Source organism: Streptomyces sp. a15, from assembly GCF_059026085.1.
This window is the reverse complement of the sequence record NZ_JBWLKM010000019.1, coordinates 100,731-119,851: the sequence shown is the minus strand read 5'-3', so window position 1 is coordinate 119,851 and position 19,121 is coordinate 100,731. Positions and strand designations below refer to the sequence as shown.

14 protein-coding genes are annotated in these 19,121 nt (G+C 71.5%); 11 read left to right on the top strand and 3 right to left on the bottom strand.

Annotated features, from left to right (window positions below; all coding sequences use genetic code 11):
• The first annotated feature begins 7 nt into the window (after nucleotides 1-7).
• Nucleotides 8-1,027 (top strand): TIGR03842 family LLM class F420-dependent oxidoreductase, encoded by a 1,020-nt coding sequence (locus tag AC5P09_RS21325; RefSeq protein ID WP_493875416.1) that lies wholly within the window; start codon nucleotides 8-10, stop codon nucleotides 1,025-1,027.
• Nucleotides 1,028-1,310: 283 nt separating this feature from the next.
• Nucleotides 1,311-2,837 (top strand): NCS1 family nucleobase:cation symporter-1, encoded by a 1,527-nt coding sequence (locus AC5P09_RS21320; protein ID WP_266449907.1) that lies wholly within the window; start codon nucleotides 1,311-1,313, stop codon nucleotides 2,835-2,837.
• Between the two features lie 39 nt (nucleotides 2,838-2,876).
• Here AC5P09_RS21320 and AC5P09_RS21315 read toward each other — a convergent pair whose 3' ends face one another.
• Together AC5P09_RS21315 and AC5P09_RS21310 are read right to left on the bottom strand one after the other, a co-directional pair.
• Nucleotides 2,877-3,551 (bottom strand): hypothetical protein, encoded by a 675-nt coding sequence (locus tag AC5P09_RS21315; protein WP_493875415.1) that lies wholly within the window; start codon nucleotides 3,549-3,551, stop codon nucleotides 2,877-2,879.
• Between the two features lie 147 nt (nucleotides 3,552-3,698).
• Nucleotides 3,699-4,700, bottom strand: coding sequence for a carboxymuconolactone decarboxylase family protein (locus AC5P09_RS21310; protein ID WP_493875414.1), 1,002 nt, complete (start codon nucleotides 4,698-4,700; stop codon nucleotides 3,699-3,701).
• Nucleotides 4,701-4,867: 167 nt separating this feature from the next.
• Here AC5P09_RS21310 and AC5P09_RS21305 point away from each other — a divergent pair, with 167 nt between their 5' ends.
• From AC5P09_RS21305 to AC5P09_RS21270, 8 genes are all read left to right on the top strand, one after another.
• Nucleotides 4,868-5,971: a sensor histidine kinase gene (locus tag AC5P09_RS21305; protein WP_493875413.1), complete on the top strand. Its 1,104-nt coding sequence runs from the start codon at nucleotides 4,868-4,870 to the stop codon at nucleotides 5,969-5,971.
• Entirely contained in the window at nucleotides 5,968-6,630 is a 663-nt protein-coding gene (locus AC5P09_RS21300) for a response regulator (RefSeq protein WP_493875412.1), read from the top strand. The genes AC5P09_RS21305 and AC5P09_RS21300 overlap by 4 nt, the downstream gene beginning before the upstream one ends.
• 54 nt (nucleotides 6,631-6,684) lie before the next feature.
• On the top strand, nucleotides 6,685-7,518 hold the full coding sequence (locus AC5P09_RS21295; protein WP_493875411.1) for a class I SAM-dependent methyltransferase: 834 nt from the start codon (nucleotides 6,685-6,687) through the stop codon (nucleotides 7,516-7,518).
• Nucleotides 7,519-7,562: 44 nt separating this feature from the next.
• Nucleotides 7,563-9,389 (top strand): gamma-glutamyltransferase family protein, encoded by a 1,827-nt coding sequence (locus tag AC5P09_RS21290; RefSeq protein WP_493875410.1) that lies wholly within the window; start codon nucleotides 7,563-7,565, stop codon nucleotides 9,387-9,389.
• Between the two features lie 147 nt (nucleotides 9,390-9,536).
• Nucleotides 9,537-10,379: an inositol monophosphatase family protein gene (locus AC5P09_RS21285; RefSeq protein WP_493875409.1), complete on the top strand. Its 843-nt coding sequence runs from the start codon at nucleotides 9,537-9,539 to the stop codon at nucleotides 10,377-10,379.
• Between the two features lie 98 nt (nucleotides 10,380-10,477).
• Nucleotides 10,478-11,887 (top strand): phytoene desaturase family protein, encoded by a 1,410-nt coding sequence (locus AC5P09_RS21280; protein WP_493875408.1) that lies wholly within the window; start codon nucleotides 10,478-10,480, stop codon nucleotides 11,885-11,887.
• A gap of 72 nt (nucleotides 11,888-11,959) precedes the next feature.
• Nucleotides 11,960-12,469: an O-acetyl-ADP-ribose deacetylase gene (locus AC5P09_RS21275; RefSeq protein WP_493875407.1), complete on the top strand. Its 510-nt coding sequence runs from the start codon at nucleotides 11,960-11,962 to the stop codon at nucleotides 12,467-12,469.
• 229 nt (nucleotides 12,470-12,698) lie between these two features.
• Complete coding sequence (locus AC5P09_RS21270; protein WP_493875406.1) at nucleotides 12,699-16,637, top strand: glycoside hydrolase family 2 TIM barrel-domain containing protein; 3,939 nt, start codon at nucleotides 12,699-12,701, stop codon at nucleotides 16,635-16,637.
• A gap of 197 nt (nucleotides 16,638-16,834) precedes the next feature.
• Here the strand turns inward: AC5P09_RS21270 and AC5P09_RS21265 are convergent, their stop codons facing one another.
• The gene (locus AC5P09_RS21265) at nucleotides 16,835-17,530 is read right to left on the bottom strand and encodes an MFS transporter (RefSeq protein WP_493875405.1); all 696 of its coding nucleotides are present in this window, start codon (nucleotides 17,528-17,530) and stop codon (nucleotides 16,835-16,837) included.
• Between the two features lie 40 nt (nucleotides 17,531-17,570).
• Between AC5P09_RS21265 and AC5P09_RS21260 the strand changes: the two genes are divergently transcribed.
• Nucleotides 17,571-19,118: an AlkA N-terminal domain-containing protein gene (locus tag AC5P09_RS21260; protein ID WP_493875448.1), complete on the top strand. Its 1,548-nt coding sequence runs from the start codon at nucleotides 17,571-17,573 to the stop codon at nucleotides 19,116-19,118.
• Nucleotides 19,119-19,121 lie beyond the last annotated feature (3 nt).

The following is a 19,121-nucleotide window of genomic DNA, read 5'->3' as shown; positions in this document are numbered from 1 at the left end:
GGCGCCCATGGACTTCGGACTCGTCCTGCAGACCGACCCGCCGGCCTCGAAGGTCATCAGCCTGATGAAGCGGGCGGAGCGCAACGGCTTCACCTACGGCTGGACCTTCGACTCCGCCGTGCTGTGGCAGGAACCCTTTGTGATCTACAGCCAGATCCTCGCGAACACCAGCAAACTGACCGTCGGCCCGATGGTCACCAACCCGGGCACCCGCACCTGGGAGGTCACCGCCTCCACCTTCGCCACCCTCAACGACATGTTCGGCAACCGCACGGTCTGCGGCATCGGCCGCGGTGACTCCGCGATGCGCGTCGCTGGCCGCACCCCGAACACGCTCGCCCGGATCAGCGAGGCCATGAAGGTCATCAGGGCGCTCGGCTCGGGGAAGGAGGCCGACCTCGGCGGTACGGTCATCAAGTTCCCCTGGATCAAGGAGGACGCCGAACTCCCCGTCTGGATGGCCGCGTACGGCCCCAAGGCCCTGAAGATGACCGGCGAGGAGGCCGACGGCTTCATCCTCCAGCTGGCCGACCTCTACCTCACCGAGTACATGGTGAAGGCGGTCAAGGACGCGGCCGTCGCCGCCGGACGTGACCCGTCCGAGGTGAAGATCTGCGTCGCCGCCCCCGCCTACGTCACCGAGGACGACTCGCCCGAGGCGCTCGCCCACGCCCGCGAGCAGTGCCGCTGGTTCGGCGGGATGGTCGGCAACCACGTCGCCGACCTGGTCTCCAAGTACGGCGAGCACTCCGCCGCCGTACCCGACGAACTCACCGACTACATCAAGGCGCGCGAGGGCTACGACTACTCCCACCACGGACGCGCCGACAACCCCGACACCCAGTTCGTGCCCGACGAGATCGTCGACCGGTTCTGCGTCATCGGCCCCGTCGAGAAGCACATCGAGAAGCTGAACGCACTGCGTGAGCTGGGCGTCGACCAGTTCGCCGTCTACGACATGCACGACGCGCAGGAGGCCACCATCGACGCCTACGGCACGAAGGTGATCCCGGCCGTCAACGCCTGATCCACGACCCACCGCTCACCTCCCCATCCCCCCACTCCTAGTCTCCCCTCCCCGCCGTCCGGGGGAGGGGGTGGCGGGGCCGGGGGAGGGCAGGCACGCCCCCACGCCGCCCGGCACGCACTCTCGCCGTGCCTGCCGAAGGCCCAAGTAGCTCCGCTACGAGGCCCTTCGGCAGGCACGCCGAGAGCACGCACCGAACGACGCGGGAACGCACCCGCCCTCCCCCGGCCCCGCCGGCCCGCACGGCCTTTCCGGATCCGCCCCTCGTTTGATTGGCCTGCCCATGACCGACACCGCTCCCACGGCCATACCGCCGTCCACCCAAGTCACCCTCGCCGACGGCCGGGTGGAGCTCGCCCCGGGCAGCCCCGCCCCGAGCGGCCGCTACGCCAACGAGGACCTGCTGCCGGTTCCGGTGGAGAAGCGCACCTGGACCACGTACAACTTCTCCGCCCTGTGGGTCGGCATGGCCCACAACACGGCCTCCTGGACCCTGGCCTCCGGTCTGATCGCCGTCGGCATGGACTGGAAGCAGGCGGTGTTCACCATCGCCCTGGCCAACGTGATCGTGCTGGTCCCGATGCTGCTCACCGGGCACGCGGGACCGAAGTACGGCATCCCCTTCCCGGTCTTCGCCCGCGCCTCGTTCGGCATCCGCGGCGCCAACCTCCCCGCTGTCGTACGGGCGTTGGTGGCGTGCGGCTGGTTCGGCATCCAGACCTGGATCGGCGGCGAGGCGATCTACTTCCTCGCCGGCAAGCTGATCGGCAACGGCTGGAGCGACGCCGGACAGTTCGGCGGCTATCCCTGGACGATGTGGCTGTCGTTCGCGATCTTCTGGGCGATCCAGGTCGCGATCATCTACCGGGGCATGGAGACGATCCGCCGCTTCGAGAACTGGGCGGCGCCCTTCGTGCTGGTCGGCGCGTTCGTGATGCTGATCTGGATGAGCAACAAGGCGGGCGGTTTCGGTCCGCTGCTCGACCAGCCCTCCAAGCTGGGCTGGGGCGGCGACTTCTGGAAGCTGTTCTGGCCGTCCCTCATGGGCATGATCGGCTTCTGGTCCACCTTGTCCCTGAACATCCCGGACTTCACCCGTTACGGCAAGAGCCAGAAGTCGCAGATGTGGGGCCAGGCGCTCGGTCTGCCGACCACCATGACGCTCTTCGCGCTGCTGTCGGTGATGGTCACCTCCGGTTCGCAGGCCGTGTACGGCGAGACGATCTGGAACCCGGTGGAGCTCGCCGCCAAGACGGACAACGTCGTGGGCCTGCTGTTCGCGCTGGTCACCGTGCTGGTGGCGACCCTGTCGGTGAACATCGCGGCCAACCTGGTCTCGCCGGCCTTCGACTTCTCCAACATCGCGCCCCGCAAGATCACCTTCCGGGCCGGTGCGCTCGCCACCTGTGTGCTCGGCGTGCTGATCTTCCCGTGGAAGCTGTACTCCGACCCGCAGGGCTACATCTTCACCTGGCTCGGCCTGGTCGGCGGTCTGCTCGGCACGGTCGCCGGCATCCTCATCGCCGACTACTGGATCCTGCGCCGCGGCAAGCTCGACCTGACCGACCTGTACCGCGCGGGCGGCCGCTACTGGTACGACGGCGGCTGGAACTGGCGGGCCGTCGTCGCCTTCGTCACCGGCGGTGTCCTCGCCATCGGCGGCGCCAGCTTCAAGCCGCTGATCGACGGGCGCCCCATCCCGGCACTGGAACCGCTGGCCGACTACGGCTGGGCGGTGGGTCTGGGCACGTCGATGGTGCTGTACGTGGTGCTGATGCTGGCCCGTGGAAGGGACCGCCTCGAGGCGTGACGCCGAAGGCAGTACTGCTGGAGGACGGTCGGAGGGCGGTCAGCTCTGCTGACCGTCCTCCAGCGCTGCGACCGCCTCCTTGGCGGCCTTGATGGCGGCCTTGTTGATCTCGTCCGTGCTGGGCGCCTTCTTCGTCTCGAAGTCGCTGCCGTTGTACGTGACGGTCACCAGCGCGTTGGACGCGCGCACCATCACCACGCCCTCGCGGGTCTGCTGCTTGTCCTCGGTGGTGAGGTTCACGACGGAGTACGCCGAGTCGCCGACCCCCGGGACGTCCCCGCCGCCGCTCTTCTCCTCGACGTTCTCCTTGTACGACTTCTGTGCCGCCTCGTCGTTCTCCGTGATCTCGAAGGAGACGTCGAGCCAGCGGTAGTCGTACCCCTTGAGCGCGTTCCACGAGCAGGTGCGGCGCAGCTTCGAGTCCGTCGACGGGATCTCCTTGCCGGCCGTCTTGGCACCCGGTACCAGCGACGTGATCGTCTTCTTGGCGAGGCTGCCGCACGGGGAGGGCGCGGAGGCGTACGTCTTCGGCGCGGCCGCCGTCGCCGGGGCGGACGCGGACTGCGTGCCGGTCTTCTCCCCCTCCTTGTGCTCGCCGGCCGACGTCGCGGCGAACGGACCGGACGTCAGTGCCCAGCCCGCCGCGGCGAGCACGACGACGGGCGACAGGCGTGCGGTGAGGGCGAGCGGCAACGGAAGGGAGCTGGAACGCACGGCGCACTTTTCGTGGGGGACGGTGCGGAGGGGTCCGCACTGCGGACGGGGCGCCAGTTTCACATGACTCCCTGTGGGACGGAAGTGCCAACTCGCTCCGTACCGGTGCCGTCACAGCGCCTCGCTGCCGATGCGCCCTGTGTCCCTTTATGTCCGGGCGATGCGGCGACTGAGCGCCGACTCGATGCGGTCCACGGCCGCGAACGCCCCGTAGGCGACGAGGTGCACCAGACAGTGGTCGGTGTGCTCCGGCCGCCGCCAGGCCGCCACGTCCTCGTCCGTGATGCGGTACGGCGCGAGGGCCGCCAGCAGCGCCAGACGCGCGCCGGGACGCTCCCGACGGTCCGGGAACCCGCCCAGGGCGAGCGGCGGATGCTCTCCGTCCCAGCCCCACAGGGTTTCCTGTACGAGGGCCTGGTCGTCGGCGTCGAGGAGGCCGGCGCCCGCCATGGCCGCCTTGAGCAGCGCCGCGTACGCGGGCCCGACCGCCGTGTCGCCCGCCCACGCCGGCGCCTCGCCGGGGTCGGGGTGGTCGAGCAGCACGAGGGCCTCGCCGGGCACGGCGGGGCGGCGTACGGTCCGGGCGAGCGTGCGGCCCGCGAGACTGCGGACCGCCCTGAACCGCTGGGCGTTGCCCGGCAGCAGCTGCTCGGTGAGCAGGGCCGACACGATCCGGTTGATGAAGTGGAAGGCGAGCACGGTGCCCACGTAGCCGGGCGTGTGCTCGCGCGGAAACGGATACGGCTCCAGCGAGGCGCCCGGCACGCGCGTGTGCCGGCCCCAGGCGAACACGCGCGCGTGCTCCTCGTCCTCGGGCACCCTCCCGCGGGCCAGTCGCTCGGCGAGCGCGTGGTCGCCGGTGGCGTGCAGCAGCACGGTGTGCGCGTCCACGCAGAACGGGCACTTGTTGGCTTGCGACACCCCGAGTGCCGCCAGCTCCTTGCCGGTACGGCTGCCGGGGCCCGCGATCAGCGACTCGCGCATCAGCGCCCAGGTGGGCGCGAGGATCTCGGGTGCGGAGGACAGGACCACGAAGGTGACGGGCCTGTCGATGCCGAAGTCGCGGGAGAGCTGGGCGTAGACCTCGGCGACGCGGCCGGTGGCCGCCTTGGGCGGCAGGGGCTCGGTGTAGCGGAAAGGTGTGGGCATGGGCACAAGCGTGTGCCGCGGGGCCGGGCGCGGTCGTCGTACGGCCGAAGACAGTCGGCGCTGCGCCGACGGGGCGGCTCGGGGCTTTTGTCTACTGCGTCGGGAGTAGTCGCAGAGTTGTCCACAGGGGTGACGCCGGTGTCGGCACCGACGGCTACTGTGCGTGCATGAGCGGGCACTTGGTCACACGCAGGAGTCTCGCCGACGCGGCCCTCGCGGTCGTGGTCGGCGCCCTCGTCGTGACCACGGCCGCGTTCGACGCGGACACCACGGCCGTCGACTACGCGCTGATCGTGCTGGGTTCGGCCGCCCTGGCGTTCTACCGGCCGGCCCCGTTGGCGGTCCTGGCCGCGGCCACGGCGACCGGCGCGGCGTACGTCCTGCACGCGCACCCCGGCCTGCTCGCCGCCCTCCCCGTCCTCGCCGCCGTGCACACCGCGGCCCGGGTGGGACACCGGGGCTGGGCCGCCGCCGCGGGCGGCGTGTACCTGGCGGCGTACGTGGCGACGGGTCCGACGACGGGGGAGGTCGTGGAGAAGGCCGCGCTGCTCACGGGCTGGTTCCTGTGCGCGGTCGTCACGGGTCTCGCCGACCGCAACTGGCAGGCCTATCTGCGGCAGACCGAACAGCGCGCCCTGGAGGCCGAGCGCACCCGCGAGGAGGCGGCACTGCGCCGAGCAGGCGAGGAACGCCTGCGCATAGCCCGGGAGTTGCACGACTCCCTCACCCACAGCATCTCGATCGTCAAGCTCCAGGCGGGCGTCGCGGTCCACCTCGCCCGTAAGCGAGGCGAGGAGGTGCCGCCCGCCCTGCTCGCCATCCAGGAGGCGGGCGGCGAGGCGATGCGCGAACTCCGCGCCACCCTGGAGGTCCTGCGCACCGACGAACCGACCGGCACCCCCGCGGTGCTCGTGGAACGCGCGCGGGCGGCCGGTCTCGCCGTCGAACTGACGACGACCGGCGACGAACGCCCCCTGCCGGCGACCGTCGACCGGGCGGTGTACCGCATCGTCCAGGAGTCGCTCACCAATGCGGCACGCCACGCGGGCCCGGCGAAGGTGCACGTCCGACTGGCCTACGGCGAGGAGGCGTTGGCGATACAGGTGGACGACGACGGAACAGCCGACCCGGCCCGCCCCTGCACCCCCGGCATCGGCCTCACCGGCATGCGCGAACGCGTCACGGCCCTCGGCGGCACACTGCACGCCGGCCCGCGCGCGGAGGGCGGCTTCTCGGTGCGCGCGGAGCTGCCCTCGGAGGCCACCGGATGATCAGGGTGGCACTCGTCGACGACCAGGCACTGATGCGCGCCGGCTTCCGCGCGCTGCTGGAGGCCGAGGACGGCATCGAGGTGGTGGGGGAGGCGGCGGACGGGAAGCGGGGCCTGGACCTGGTCCGCGCCGAGGTCCCCGACATCGCGCTGATCGACGTACAGATGCCGGTGATGACCGGCATCGAGGCAACCCGGCACATCGCCGCCGACCCGTCCCTGTCCGCCGTACGCGTCGTCATCCTCACCAACTACGGCTTCGACGAGTACGTCTTCGAGGCACTGCGGGCCGGCGCGAGCGGCTTCCTCCTGAAGGACACCGAACCCGCCGACCTCCTCCAGGCCATCAAGGTGGTGGTCCACGGCGAGGCCCTGCTCTCCCCGTCGGTCACCCGCACCCTCATCGGCGAGTTCGTCTCCCGCCCTCCCGACCGGTCCACCGCTCCGGGCCTTGAGTGCCTGACCCGCCGCGAACGCGAGGTCACCGCCCTCGCCGCCCGCGGCCTCACCAACGAGGAGATCGCGGCCCACATGGTCATCAGCCCGTTCACGGCGAAGACGCATGTGAGCCGGGCGATGACGAAGCTGGGGGCGCGGGACCGGGCGCAGCTGGTGGTGTTCGCGTACGAGTCGGGGCTGGTGACGGCACGCGGCAACTGACCCGCGCCACATATCCCGTTGCGCGCCGTGGGCGGCGATCAGCACCCTGAGGTGATGACCGAGACGACACGCCACCAACAGCCCGCCGTACGTGAGGAGATCCTCGCCTACTACGCCCAGGGTAAGGAGGACGCCCGCCTCAGAGAGGGTGGTGCGCCCGCCGGGCGGCTGGAGTTCTGGCGGACCCAGGACGTGCTGCGGCGGCTGATGCCGGCGACGCCCGCGCGGGTCCTCGACGTCGGCGGCGGCAGCGGGATCCACGCGGAATGGCTCGCACGGGACGGATACGAGGTCGACCTCGTGGACCCGGTGCCGCTCCACGTGGAGCAGGCCACACGGCTGCCCGGCGTCACCGCCCGCCCCGGAGACGCCCGCGCCCTGCCCGCCGACGACGCCTCGTACGACGTGGTGCTGCTCCTGGGACCGCTGTACCACCTGCCCGAACGGCCGGACCGGGTACGGGCGTTGGCCGAGGCGTACCGGGCGGTCCGGCCGGGCGGGCTGGTGGTCGCGGCCACCATCAACCGGTTCGCCGGACTGCACGACGTGCTGCGCGAGGAGCGCTACTTCAGCCCCTTGCACCGCGAACGCACCGACGCCGAAACGGCGGACGGCCGACACCACCACCACGCCGAGGACGGCCTGTTCACCGTCGCCTACTTCGCCGGCCCCGAGGAGCCCCCGACCGAATTCACCGACGCGGGGCTCACTGTAGAGGGCCAGTACGGCATCGAGGGCGTCGCCTGGCTCATGGGCGGCATCGAGGACTGGCTGGACGACCCGGAACGCCGCGCGGCCGTCCTGGCGGCGACCCGGCGCATCGAGTCCGAGCCGACGCTGCTCGGCGCCGGCGGGCATCTGCTCACGGCGGGGAGGCGGCCGAGTTAGCTCGTACGATCAGTCGACCGCCGCCGTCGAGTGAGGAGCTCACCGTGTTCACCACCCGCCCCACCCTCCAGGGCACCTTCGGCATGGTGTCCTCCACCCACTGGCTGGCCTCGCAGTCGGCGATGGCGGTGTTGGAGGACGGGGGCAATGCGTACGACGCCGCCGTGGCAGGGGCGTTCGTGCTGCATGTCGTCGAGCCGCATCTGAACGGGCCCGCCGGTGAGGTCCCGATCCTGCTCGCTCCGGCGGGCGGCGAGGTGCGAGTGCTGTGCGGGCAGGGAGCCGCGCCGGGCGGGGCGACGGTCGCGCACTACCGGGGGCTCGGGCTGGAGCTGGTTCCCGGGACGGGGCCGCTCGCCGCCGCTGTTCCCGGGGCCTTCGACGCCTGGATGCTGTTGCTGCGGGACCACGGGACCAAGTCCCTCGCCGACGTGCTGAAGTACGCCGTCGGATACGCCGAACACGGGCACGCGCCCGTGGAGAACGTCGGGGCGACCGTCGAAAGCGTGCGGGAGTTGTTCGAGACGGAATGGACCTCGTCGGCGGAGGTGTACCTGGCGGGCGGCAACGCGCCCCGGCCGGGCGAGCTCTTCCGCAATCCCGCCCTCGCCGCCACCTGGAAGCGGCTGCTCGAAGAGGTCGCCGGTGCCGGGGACCGAGAGGCGCAGATCGAGGCCGCGCGGGAGGTGTGGCGCACCGGGTTCGTCGCCGAGGCGCTGGTGCGGCAGGCTCAGCGGCCCACCATGGACACCAGCGGCGAGCGGCACGCCGGTACGCTCACGGCCGCCGATCTCGCCGGCTGGTCCGCGACGTACGAGGCGCCGACGACGTACGACTGGAACGGCTGGACCGTGTGCAAGGCCGGCCCCTGGAGCCAGGGGCCGGTGCTGCTTCAGCAGCTCGCGCTGCTGCCGCCCGAACTGCCCCGGTACGGATCCGCCGAGTACGTCCACCTGCTGATCGAAGGCTGCAAGCTCGCTATGGCCGACCGCGAGGCCTGGTACGGAGACGCGGCCGAGGTGCCGCTCGGCGCGCTGCTGTCGGACGCGTACAACGCGGGGCGGCGGGAGCTCGTCGGGGACAAGGCCTCGTACGAGCTGCGGCCCGGCAGTCCCGGGGGCCGCACTCCTCGGATGAGCGCCCACGCGCGCGTGGCGCACGGCAACGAACCGGGCTTCGACGCCCTGGGCGCCGGTGAGCCCACCGTCGCCAAGCACCCCACCTCCCCGGTGCCCGGTGAGCCCGAGGTCGGCGACGACGGGCTCACCCGCGGCGACACCTGCCACCTCGACGTCGTCGACCGGTGGGGCAACATGATCGCCGCCACGCCCAGCGGCGGCTGGCTGCAGTCCAACCCCGTCGTGCCCGAGCTGGGCTTCCCGCTCGGTACCCGCCTGCAGATGACCTGGCTGGAGGAGGGGCTGCCGAACTCACTCACCCCGGGCCGTCGCCCCCGCACCACCCTCACACCCTCGATCGCGCTGCGTGACGGCGTACCGGTCATGGCGTTCGGAACGCCCGGCGGGGACCAGCAGGACCAGTGGCAGCTGCACTTCTTCCTCGCGGTCGCGCTGCGCGCCCAGGTCAGGGGCGGGCTCGACCTCCAGGGCGCGATCGATGCCCCGAACTGGCACAACGACAGCTTCCCCGGCTCCTTCTACCCGCGCGGCATGCGGCCGGGCAGTGTCACCGTCGAGGGACGGATGGACGAGGACGTGGTGGCGGAGCTGCGGCGGCGCGGGCACGACGTGACCGTCGGTGATCCCTGGTCGGAGGGGCGGCTGTGCGCCGTCGGACGGGACCCGGAGACCGGGATCCTGTCGGCGGCGGCGAATCCGCGGGGGATGCAGGGGTACGCGACGGGCCGCTGATGCCGCCCGGCCTGAGGAACCCGCCCCGGACCTCGCATCCGGGCCCAGGCGAACCGGGCCCAGGGGAAATCGTGGTCTTCACGCCGATTCCACCAGTGATACACCGGCCGGGTGGGGATTGTCAGTGGCGCGTGCTCTCATGGAGTCATGATCGAAGACACGGAAACCATCGACGAGTTTCTCACCCGGCACGCGGGCGACGTGGAGGAAGCGGTGCGCAAGGCGGCCTCGGCCGAGATCATGCCGCGCTTCCGCCGGCTCGCCGCGCATGAGGTCGACCAGAAGGCCGGCCCGCATGATCTCGTGACGGACGCGGACCGCAAGGCGGAGCTGTACCTCACCGAGGAACTGGGTGCCCTGCTGCCCGGCTCGGTCGTGGTCGGCGAGGAGGCGGTGCACGCCAACCCGGCGTCCTACGAGGCGATCCAGGGCGACACCCCGGTCTGGATCGTCGACCCGGTCGACGGGACACGGCAGTTCGTGCACGGCGACCCCGGCTTCTGCACCCTGGTCGCGCTCGCACAGGGCGGAGTCGTGCTCGCCTCGTGGACGTACGCGCCGGCCCGCGACCAGCTGGCCACGGCCGTGCGCGGCCGGGGCGCGTTCCTCGACGGCGAGCGGCTGCACGCCGGTGCTCCGGAAGCGGACCGTGACCTGCGCATAGCCACCTCCCACCCGGACTACACGACCGAGGAACAGAAGCGTGCCCTGCTCGGGCTGTGGACCGAGGGTGTGGCACCGCGCGCGTGCGGCTCGGCCGGCCTGGAGTATCTCGCCGTCGCCCGCGGCGAGTCGGACGCCACGGCCTTCTCGTGGGAGGCTGCCTGGGATCACGCCGCAGGCCTGCTCCTGGTCGAGGAGGCGGGCGGCGCGCACCTGACCCTCACCGGCGAGCCGTTCCGTATCACGGGCCACAACACGCTCCCGTTCACCGCGGCCCGGGACGCGGCCACGGCACGCCGGGTGGTGGGCCTGCTGAGGGCGCAGTAGCTCCGGAGGGGCGCCCCGCGGCCCAGGGCTGTCAGCCCTCCGTCATATCCTGATCCTCACAGGCCACCGGCTGACGAAGGGGTCCGAAGGTGTCGTCGATGCTCGATGTGGTGGTGGTGGGTGCGGGGCCGAACGGACTGACCGCCGCCGTGGAGTTGGCCCGCCGCGGCTTCTCCGTGGCCCTCTTCGAGGCCCGCGACACCGTCGGCGGCGGAGCCCGCACCGAGGAGCTCACCCTCCCCGGCTTCCGGCACGACCCGTGCTCCGCGGCCCACCCCCTCGGCATCAACTCACCCGCGTTCCGCGCCATGCCCCTGGAGCGCTACGGCCTGGAGTGGCTGCACGCCGACCTGCCCATGGCGCACCCCTTCACCGACGGCACCGCGGCCGTGCTGGCGCGGTCGGTCGGGGAGACGGCCGCCTCGTTCGGGCCGCGTGACGCGGGGACGTACCGCAGGCTGGTCGAGCCCTTCCTGCCCAGGTGGGACACCCTGGTCCGCGACTTCATGTCGCTGCCGCTCACCGCGCTGCCCCGGGACCCCGTCACCCTCGCCCGCTTCGGCCTGGTCGGCCTGCCCCCGTCGACCTGGCTGATGCGCCGCTTCCGCGACGAACGGGCGAAAACCCTGTTCGCCGGTCTCGTCGCGCACGTGATGGCCCCGCTCGGCGGCTTCGCCACCGGCGCCATCGGCCTGGTCTTCGCCCTCGCCGCCCACGCCCGCGGCTGGCCCGTGGCCCGTGGCGGCTCCCAGTCCATCTCCGACGCTCTGGCCGCGTATCTGTTGGACCTCGGCGGCACCATCCACACCGACTTCGAGGTCAAGCGCCTCGACGACCTGCCGCCCGCGCGCGCGTACGTCTTCGACACCTCGCCCACCGCCCTGGCCCGCATCGCCGGCCTCGGCCGCTCCTACGAGAGCTTCCGGTACGGCCCCGGAGTCTTCAAGATCGACTACGCCCTGGACGGCCCCGTGCCGTGGACCGCACCGGAGGCACGCAGGGCCACCACCGTGCAGATCGGCGCGGACAGGGCGGAGGTCGGCGCCGCCCTGCGCGCCGCGTCCAGGGAAGGCCGCGCACCCGAGCGGCCATTCATGATCACCGTGCAGCCCAGCCTCGTCGACCCCACCCGGGCCCCGGCCGGCAAACACGTCTTCTGGGCGTACGGCCACGTCCCCAGCGGCTGGACCGGCGACCTCACCGACGCCATGGAACGCCAACTGGAGCGCTTCGCCCCGGGATTCCGCGACCGCGTCCTCGCCCGCGCGACCGCCGGACCGGCCGAACTCGCCGCCCGCAACGCCAACTACATCGGCGGCGACATCGCCTCCGGCGCGGTCACCGGACTCCAGATCCTGCTGCGCCCCAAGCTGTCCCTGTTCCCGTACGGCACTCCACACCCGGCCGTCTTCATCTGCTCCTCGGCCACCCCGCCGGGACCGGGCGTGCACGGCATGTCGGGACACAACGCGGCGAAGGCCGTGTGGCGGAGACTGCGGCAGACATGATCGCGACCATTGCGTGGCGGAGACTGCGGCAGACATGATCATGACCATCGCGCGAAGGAGGCCGTGCCGGACATGACCACGATCACCCTCGTCCAAGGCGACATCACCCGGCAGCGCGCCGACGCGATCGTCAACGCGGCGAACTCCTCCCTCCTGGGCGGCGGAGGCGTCGACGGCGCCATCCACCGCCGGGGCGGCCCGGCGATCCTCGCGGACTGCCGCAAGCTGCGCGCCTCGCACTACGGCAAAGGGCTCGCCACCGGCCAAGCGGTCGCGACGACGGCGGGCGAGCTGGACGCGCGGTGGGTGATCCACACCGTGGGGCCCGTCTTCAGCAAGACCGAAGACCGCTCCGACCTGCTCGCCTCCTGCTATCGCGAGTCACTGCGGCTCGCCGACGAACTCGGCGCCCGTACGGTCGCGTGCCCGGCCGTCTCCGCCGGTATCTACGGCTGGCCGATGGACGACGCCGCCCGCATCGCGGTGGAGACCGTACGCGCGACGGACACGGCGGTCGAGGAGGTCAGGTTCGTCCTCTCCGACGAGCGGGCGTACGAGGCGTTCGCCACGCAGGTCCGGTGATGAGAGCCAGCGTGGCTCAACAGGACCGCACAAAGTCCGACAGGAACATTGCTTCGATTGTGTGCGAGTTCTAGGGTTCCTCTGGCTCAGTAGTTGCCTTTGTCGCCAGTAGTCAGGTTCTGAACCCCTGGCTCCCCCTGCCTCCCGCTGACTCTCTTCGACTCCTCTGACCCTCCTGACGCACCCTCAGTTCGCGCACCCCACAGTCGCACCGAGGAAGGCCACGGTCATGCCGCACCCGCACCCGCACCCGCACCCGCACCCGCGCTCGCACCCGCAGCCGCACGTGTTCAGCCGCCGCCGTCTGCTGGAGGGCGGAGCCGCCGTACTCGGCGCGCTCGCCCTGTCCGCCTCGCCCGTCCCCGCCTCGGCCACCGGCCGGCGCACGGCGGCCGCGGACGCCTTACCGGAGTGGAACGGCAACATCGCGGTCTTCCGCCTGGGCACCGAGCCCCCGCACACCACCCTCATGCCGTACCAGGACGTCAGGCAGGCCCTGGCCGCCGACCGCACCCGCTCGCCGTACCGGCTGGGCCTCGACGGCAAGTGGAAGTTCGCCTACGCCGACCGCCCCGACGACCGGGACGCCGACTTCCACCGCACCGACCTCGACGACAGCGACTGGGACACGATCCCCGTCCCCTCCGTCTGGCAGCAGCACGGCTACGACTTCCCGATCTACGTCAACATCACCTACCCCTGGTGGGGCCCCAACGGCCTGGGCGAGGAGCCGCAGCCCCCGGCCGCGCCGACCCGCTACAACCCGGTCGGCCAGTACCGCCGCACCTTCACCGTCCCCCGCGACTGGTCGGGGCGGCGGACGTTCCTGCACTTCGAGGGCGTCAAGTCGGCCCACTACGTGTGGATCAACGGGGAGTTGGTGGGCTACCACGAGGACTCGTTCAGCCCCGCCGAGTACGACATCACCGAGCATCTCAGGCCCGGCGCCAACCAGATCGCGGTGGAGGTGTACCGGTACTCCGACGGTGACTGGCTGGAGGACCAGGACATGATCCGGCTGAGCGGCATCTTCCGCTCGGTGTACCTGTACTCCACGCCGGCCGTGCACCTGCGCGACTTCAAGCTGGACACCCCGCTGAGCGACGACTACACGGCCGCCGAGCTGGCGGTCACCACGAGCGTGCGGGACTACGGGAGCGGATCGGGGTCGGCGTCGGAGTGGGCGTCGGATAGACGGTATACAGTCGACACGATGCTGTATAACGCCGACGGGTACCCTGTCTGGTCCCGGCCGCTGCAGCAGACCGTCGATCTCGGCACCGGTGCCGAGACGACCGTACAAGCGGCGAAGGCCGTACCCGAGCCGAAGCTGTGGTCGGCCGAACACCCGAACCTCTACACCGCCGTGCTGCGGCTGCGCGACCCCGCGGGCAAGGTGATCGAGACGCTCTCGCACCGGGTCGGCCTGCGGGAGTTCGCGCTCAAGGACGGGCTGATGCGGATCAACGGCCGGCCCGTCTCCTTCCGGGGCACCAACCGGCACGAGATGCATCCTGACCGGGGCACGGCGCTGACCCGCGCGGACATGGTCGAGGACATCGGGATCGTCAAGCGGCTGAACATGAACACGGTCCGCACCTCGCACTATCCGAACAATCCGCTGTGGTACGAACTCGCCGACGAGTACGGCCTCTACCTCGTCGACGAGACCAACCTCGAGACGCACGGCATCCGCGACGAATACCCGGGCAACCACGCCGACTGGACCGAGGCGTGCGTGGCCCGCGCGCAGAACATGGTCCACCGCGACAAGAACCACGCCTCGGTGGTGATCTGGTCGCTCGGCAACGAGGCGGGCGGCGGCAGCACATTCGTCGCCATGCACGACTGGATCCGCTCCTACGACCCGACGCGCGTCATCCAGTACGAGGGCGACGACCGCCCCACGATCAGCGACATCCGCTCCGAGATGTACGAGAGCCCCGCGCGCGTCGAGCAGCGGGCGAAGGACACCGCCGACACCCGGCCGTACGTGATGATCGAGTACTCCCACGCGATGGGGAACTCCAACGGCAACTTCAAGAAGTACTGGGACATCATCCGGCGCCACGACGTCCTCCAGGGCGGCTGGATCTGGGACTTCGTCGACCAGGCCCTGAGCTGGCCCACCCCGGCGCGCACACTGCTGACCGAGACCGGACCCGGCAGGCTGCGCGGCGAACTCATCGCCCCCGGCGGCACGTTCGACCGCGCCAAGGGTGTCTCCGGCGGCACCGTCTTCGCCCGCGACCCCAGCCTCGACCTCACCGGCTCCCTGACCCTGGAGGCATGGGTCACGCCCCAGGTGACGGGCTACCACCAGCCGATCATCGCCAAGGGCGACACGCAGTACGCCCTCAAACAGTCGGGCCGGAACCTGGAGTTCTTCATCTACGGCGGCGGCCAGTGGATCACCGCCACCTGGGCGCTGCCGGACGACTGGACGGGCACCGAGCACCACATCGCCGGCGTCTGCGACGTGGCCGCGGGCACGCTGACCCTGTACGTCGACGGAGAGGCGAAGGCCACCCGGACCACCACCAGGGCCCCCAGCAACAACACCGCGCCCCTCGCGCTCGCCACCGACGTCGACAACATCACCCGCGAGTTCAGCGGCACCATCCGCCGGGCACGTGTGTACGCCCGTGCGCTGAGCGCCGCCGAACTGGCCTCCGACAGCCGCGGTCCCGGCGACGAGGGTGTGCGGTTCTGGTTCGACGCGGCCACCGTCGGGGTCACCGAGAAGCGGCCGAGGGACAAGACCTTCTTCGCGTACGGCGGCGACTGGGGCGACAACCCCAACGACGGGAACTTCGTCGCGGACGGCATCGTCACCGCCGACCGGGGGCACACCGGCAAGGCGGCCGAGATCAAGCGGGTCTACCAGGCCGTCAACGCGGCACCGGTCGCGGGCGGAGCGGCCGGAGCGGTGACTCTCACCAACGAGAACCTGTTCACCAACCTCTGTGAGCTTGACGGGAGTTGGTCGCTGGTCGCGGACGGAAAGGTCGTACAGCGAGGGAAACTGACGCGCAACCAGCTCGATGTGCCACCGCTGTCGAGCAAGGACATCACGGTGCCCGTGAGGCTGCCGGCCCGACCGTCACCCGGAGCCGAGTACTTCCTCGAACTGTCCTTCACCACCAAGGAATCCACGAAGTGGGCGAAGGCCGGCTTCGAGGTGGCGCGGCAGCAACTCGCCCTCGACGCGGGAAGCCCGGCGGTGACGCCCGTCCCACTGGCGAGCGTGGCCGCCCTCAGCCACCTCGACGGAGGCAACCAAGTCACTGTCAGCGGCGCGGACTTCACGGTCGTCGTCGACAAGAGCAGCGGAACCATCACCTCGTACGAGGTCCGTGGCACCCGGCTCATCACCTCCGGCCCCGCACCCAACTTCTGGCGGGCGCCCACCGACAACGACCACGGCAACGGCCAGCACACCCGCAACCAGACCTGGCGCGACGCCGGGGCGAACCGCAAGGTTACGGATGTGACCGTGCGCGCCCTGCGCGACAGGGCGGTCGAGATCAAGGTCGCCGGCACGCTGCCGACGACCGTCGAGTCGACGTACACCACTACCTACACGGTCTTCGGCAACGGCGAGATCAAGGTCGACCACAGCCTGCACCCGGGCGCGTCGAGCCTGCCGTACATCCCCGAGGTGGGCAGCCTGCTCTTCCTGCCCGCGCGTCTGGAGCAGCTGCGTTACTACGGCCGCGGCCCCGAGGAGAACCACTGGGACCGCAACTACGGTACGGACGTGGGTATTTACTCCGGGACCGTCTCCGGGCAGTGGACCTCCTACATCCGCCCGCAGGAGAACGGCAACAAGACCGACGTGCGATGGGCCGCCCTGACCGACCGACGCGGCGTGGGCCTGCTGGTCTCCGGCGAGCCCCTCCTCGAGGTCAGCGCCTCGCACTTCACGCCGGAGGACCTGTCGGTCGGGGCACGCCACGACTACCAGCTCACGCCGCGCGAGGCGGTCGTACTCCGTGTGAACCACCGGCAGATGGGCGTGGGCGGTGACAACAGCTGGGGTGCGCACACCCACGACGAGTTCAAGCTCCTCGCCAACCGCGACTACGCGTACAGCTACCGGCTGCGTCCTCTGACGGACGTCGAGGAGGCGATGGCGGCCTCGCGGCGGCCGACGGCGACGGAATAGCGCCGGGCGGGTGGGGTCTCCACGGATCTCCACGGGTCTGCCCGGGTCTGCCCGGGTCTGCCCGGGTCTGCCCGGGTCTGCCCGGGTCCAAGACTCAAGGCATCCCGGGTCTCCCACGGGCGGAGCCCCACCCGCACCTCAGTCCCGGCAGGGGACCGAGGTACGTCACCAGGGACGAACACCAGCACGCCCACCTGTCACCTCACCCCGGCCGCACCCCTCCGCCATACACCCGCAACCACCGCAACCATCGGCCCGCACGCCAACAACACCGCCAGCACCCCGTACCCAGAGGTCAGCGTCACGGCCGCGGCGACCCCCGCCACCAGCAACGGCCCACCCTCGTCCCCGAGTTCGCGCCCCAGCTCCGCCGCCCCCATGGTCTGCCCCAGCCGCTCCCGCGGAGTGGCAGACGCCAGCGCCGCGAACCCCAGCGGAGTGATCAGCCCTGTGCCCACGCCGATGAGGGCGGCGGCGAGCAGTACGCCCGTCAACCCGGGCAGCATCGCGCATCCCAGCCCCGCCGCCGCGAGCAGCGGCCCCACGGCCAGTCCCGCCCGTACCGTGATCCGCCCCGCGTCCAACGCCCGCCCGGCACGCGGCTGGACGACCGCCGCGCACGCCGCGGGCACCGACACCGCGGCACCGGTCGCCACCGTGCCGAGCCCCGCGGCCGCACCGGACACCGGGAGGAAGCCGACGCCGACCGAGAGCGCCGCGGTCGCCCCCGCGAGCGCGGCCGTGGGGACGAGGAACACCGGATCGGCCAGCCGTCGCGCCAGGGCTCCACGGTCCTGGTCGGCCTCAACGGGCTCAGGCTGCTGCGCGAGTCCGCGTGGCGATCCGGTCCGGCGCAGGACAGCTGAGGTCGATGTCGGATTCTCGCCAGCCACGGTCCCGCTCGTGGACGATGCTGGATCCATGCAGATGGGGATGCACACCGACACCGAGCGCTGCGTACGCGCCGTCCAGTCCAAGGACGCCCGCTTCGACGGCTGGTTCTTCACGGCTGTCCTGACGACCCGGATCTACTGCCGGCCCAGCTGCCCGGTGGTGCCGCCCAAGCCCGAGAACATGACCTTCTACCCGAGCGCGGCGGCCTGCCAGCTGGCGGGGTTCCGGGCCTGCAAGCGCTGCCGCCCCGACACCAGCCCCGGCTCCCCGGAGTGGAACCAGCGCGCCGACCTCGTGGCGCGTGCCATGCGCCTGGTCGCCGACGGCGTCGTGGACCGCGAGGGCGTGCCCGGGCTCGCCGCCCGGCTCGGCTACAGCACCCGGCAGGTCGAACGCCAGCTGCTCGCCGAACTGGGCGCGGGCCCGCTCGCCCTCGCCCGCGCCCAGCGCGCCCAGACGGCCAGGATCCTCATCGAGACGACCCCCCTCCCGATGGCGGAGATCGCCTTCGCGGCCGGCTTCGCCTCGATCCGCACCTTCAACGACACCGTGCGCGAGGTCTTCGCCCTGTCGCCCAGCGAACTGCGCGCCCGCCTGCCGAAGAAGAGGACTTCCGCGAGCAGCACCTCAACCGCCATCTCAACCGCCATCTCAGCCGCCATCTCAACCGGCACCTCCATCAACACCTCCACCAGCGCCCCGGGCGCCCTCACCCTCCGCCTCCCGTTCCGCGCCCCCCTCAACCCGGACAACCTCTTCGGCCACCTCGCCGCGACCGCCGTCCCGGGCGTCGAGGAGTGGCGGGACGGCGCCTACCGGCGCACGTTGCGACTGCCGTACGGCCACGGCATCGTGGCCCTCACCCCGCAACCGGACCACATCGCCTGCCGCCTCGCCCTCAGCGACCTGCGTGACCTGACCGTCGCCATCAGCCGCTGCCGCCGCCTGCTCGACCTGGACGCCGACCCGGTCGCCGTCGACGACCAGCTGCGCACGGATCCGCTGCTCGCCCCACTGGTCGACAAGGCGCCCGGACGGCGAGTGCCCCGCACGGTCGACGAGGCGGAGTTCGCCGTACGGGCGGTGCTGGGCCAGCAGGTCTCCACGGCGGCGGCCCGTACGCACGCGGCCCGTCTGGTGATCGCGCACGGCGATCCGGTCGACGACCCCGAGGGCGGCCTCACCCATCTCTTCCCGGCCCCCGAGGCACTCGCCGCGGTGGACCCCGAGGCGCTGGCGATGCCCCGGACGCGCCGTACCACGTTCACCACGCTGGTGGACCAACTCGCCGACGGTTCCCTGAACTTGGGCGTGGAGAGCGACTGGACGCAGACCCGCGCCCAACTCCTCGCGCTCCCCGGCTTCGGCCCCTGGACGGTCGACGTCATCGCCATGCGCGCCCTCGGCGACCCGGACGCCTTCCTCCCCACCGACCTCGGAATCCGGCGCGCCGCCCAGGAGTTGGGCCTGCCCTCGACCCCGGCGGCGCTCACGGCCCGGGCGGCGGCCTGGCGGCCCTGGCGGGCGTACGCGGTCCAGTACCTGTGGGCGACCGACAGCCACCCGATCAACTTCCTGCCCGTATAAGGG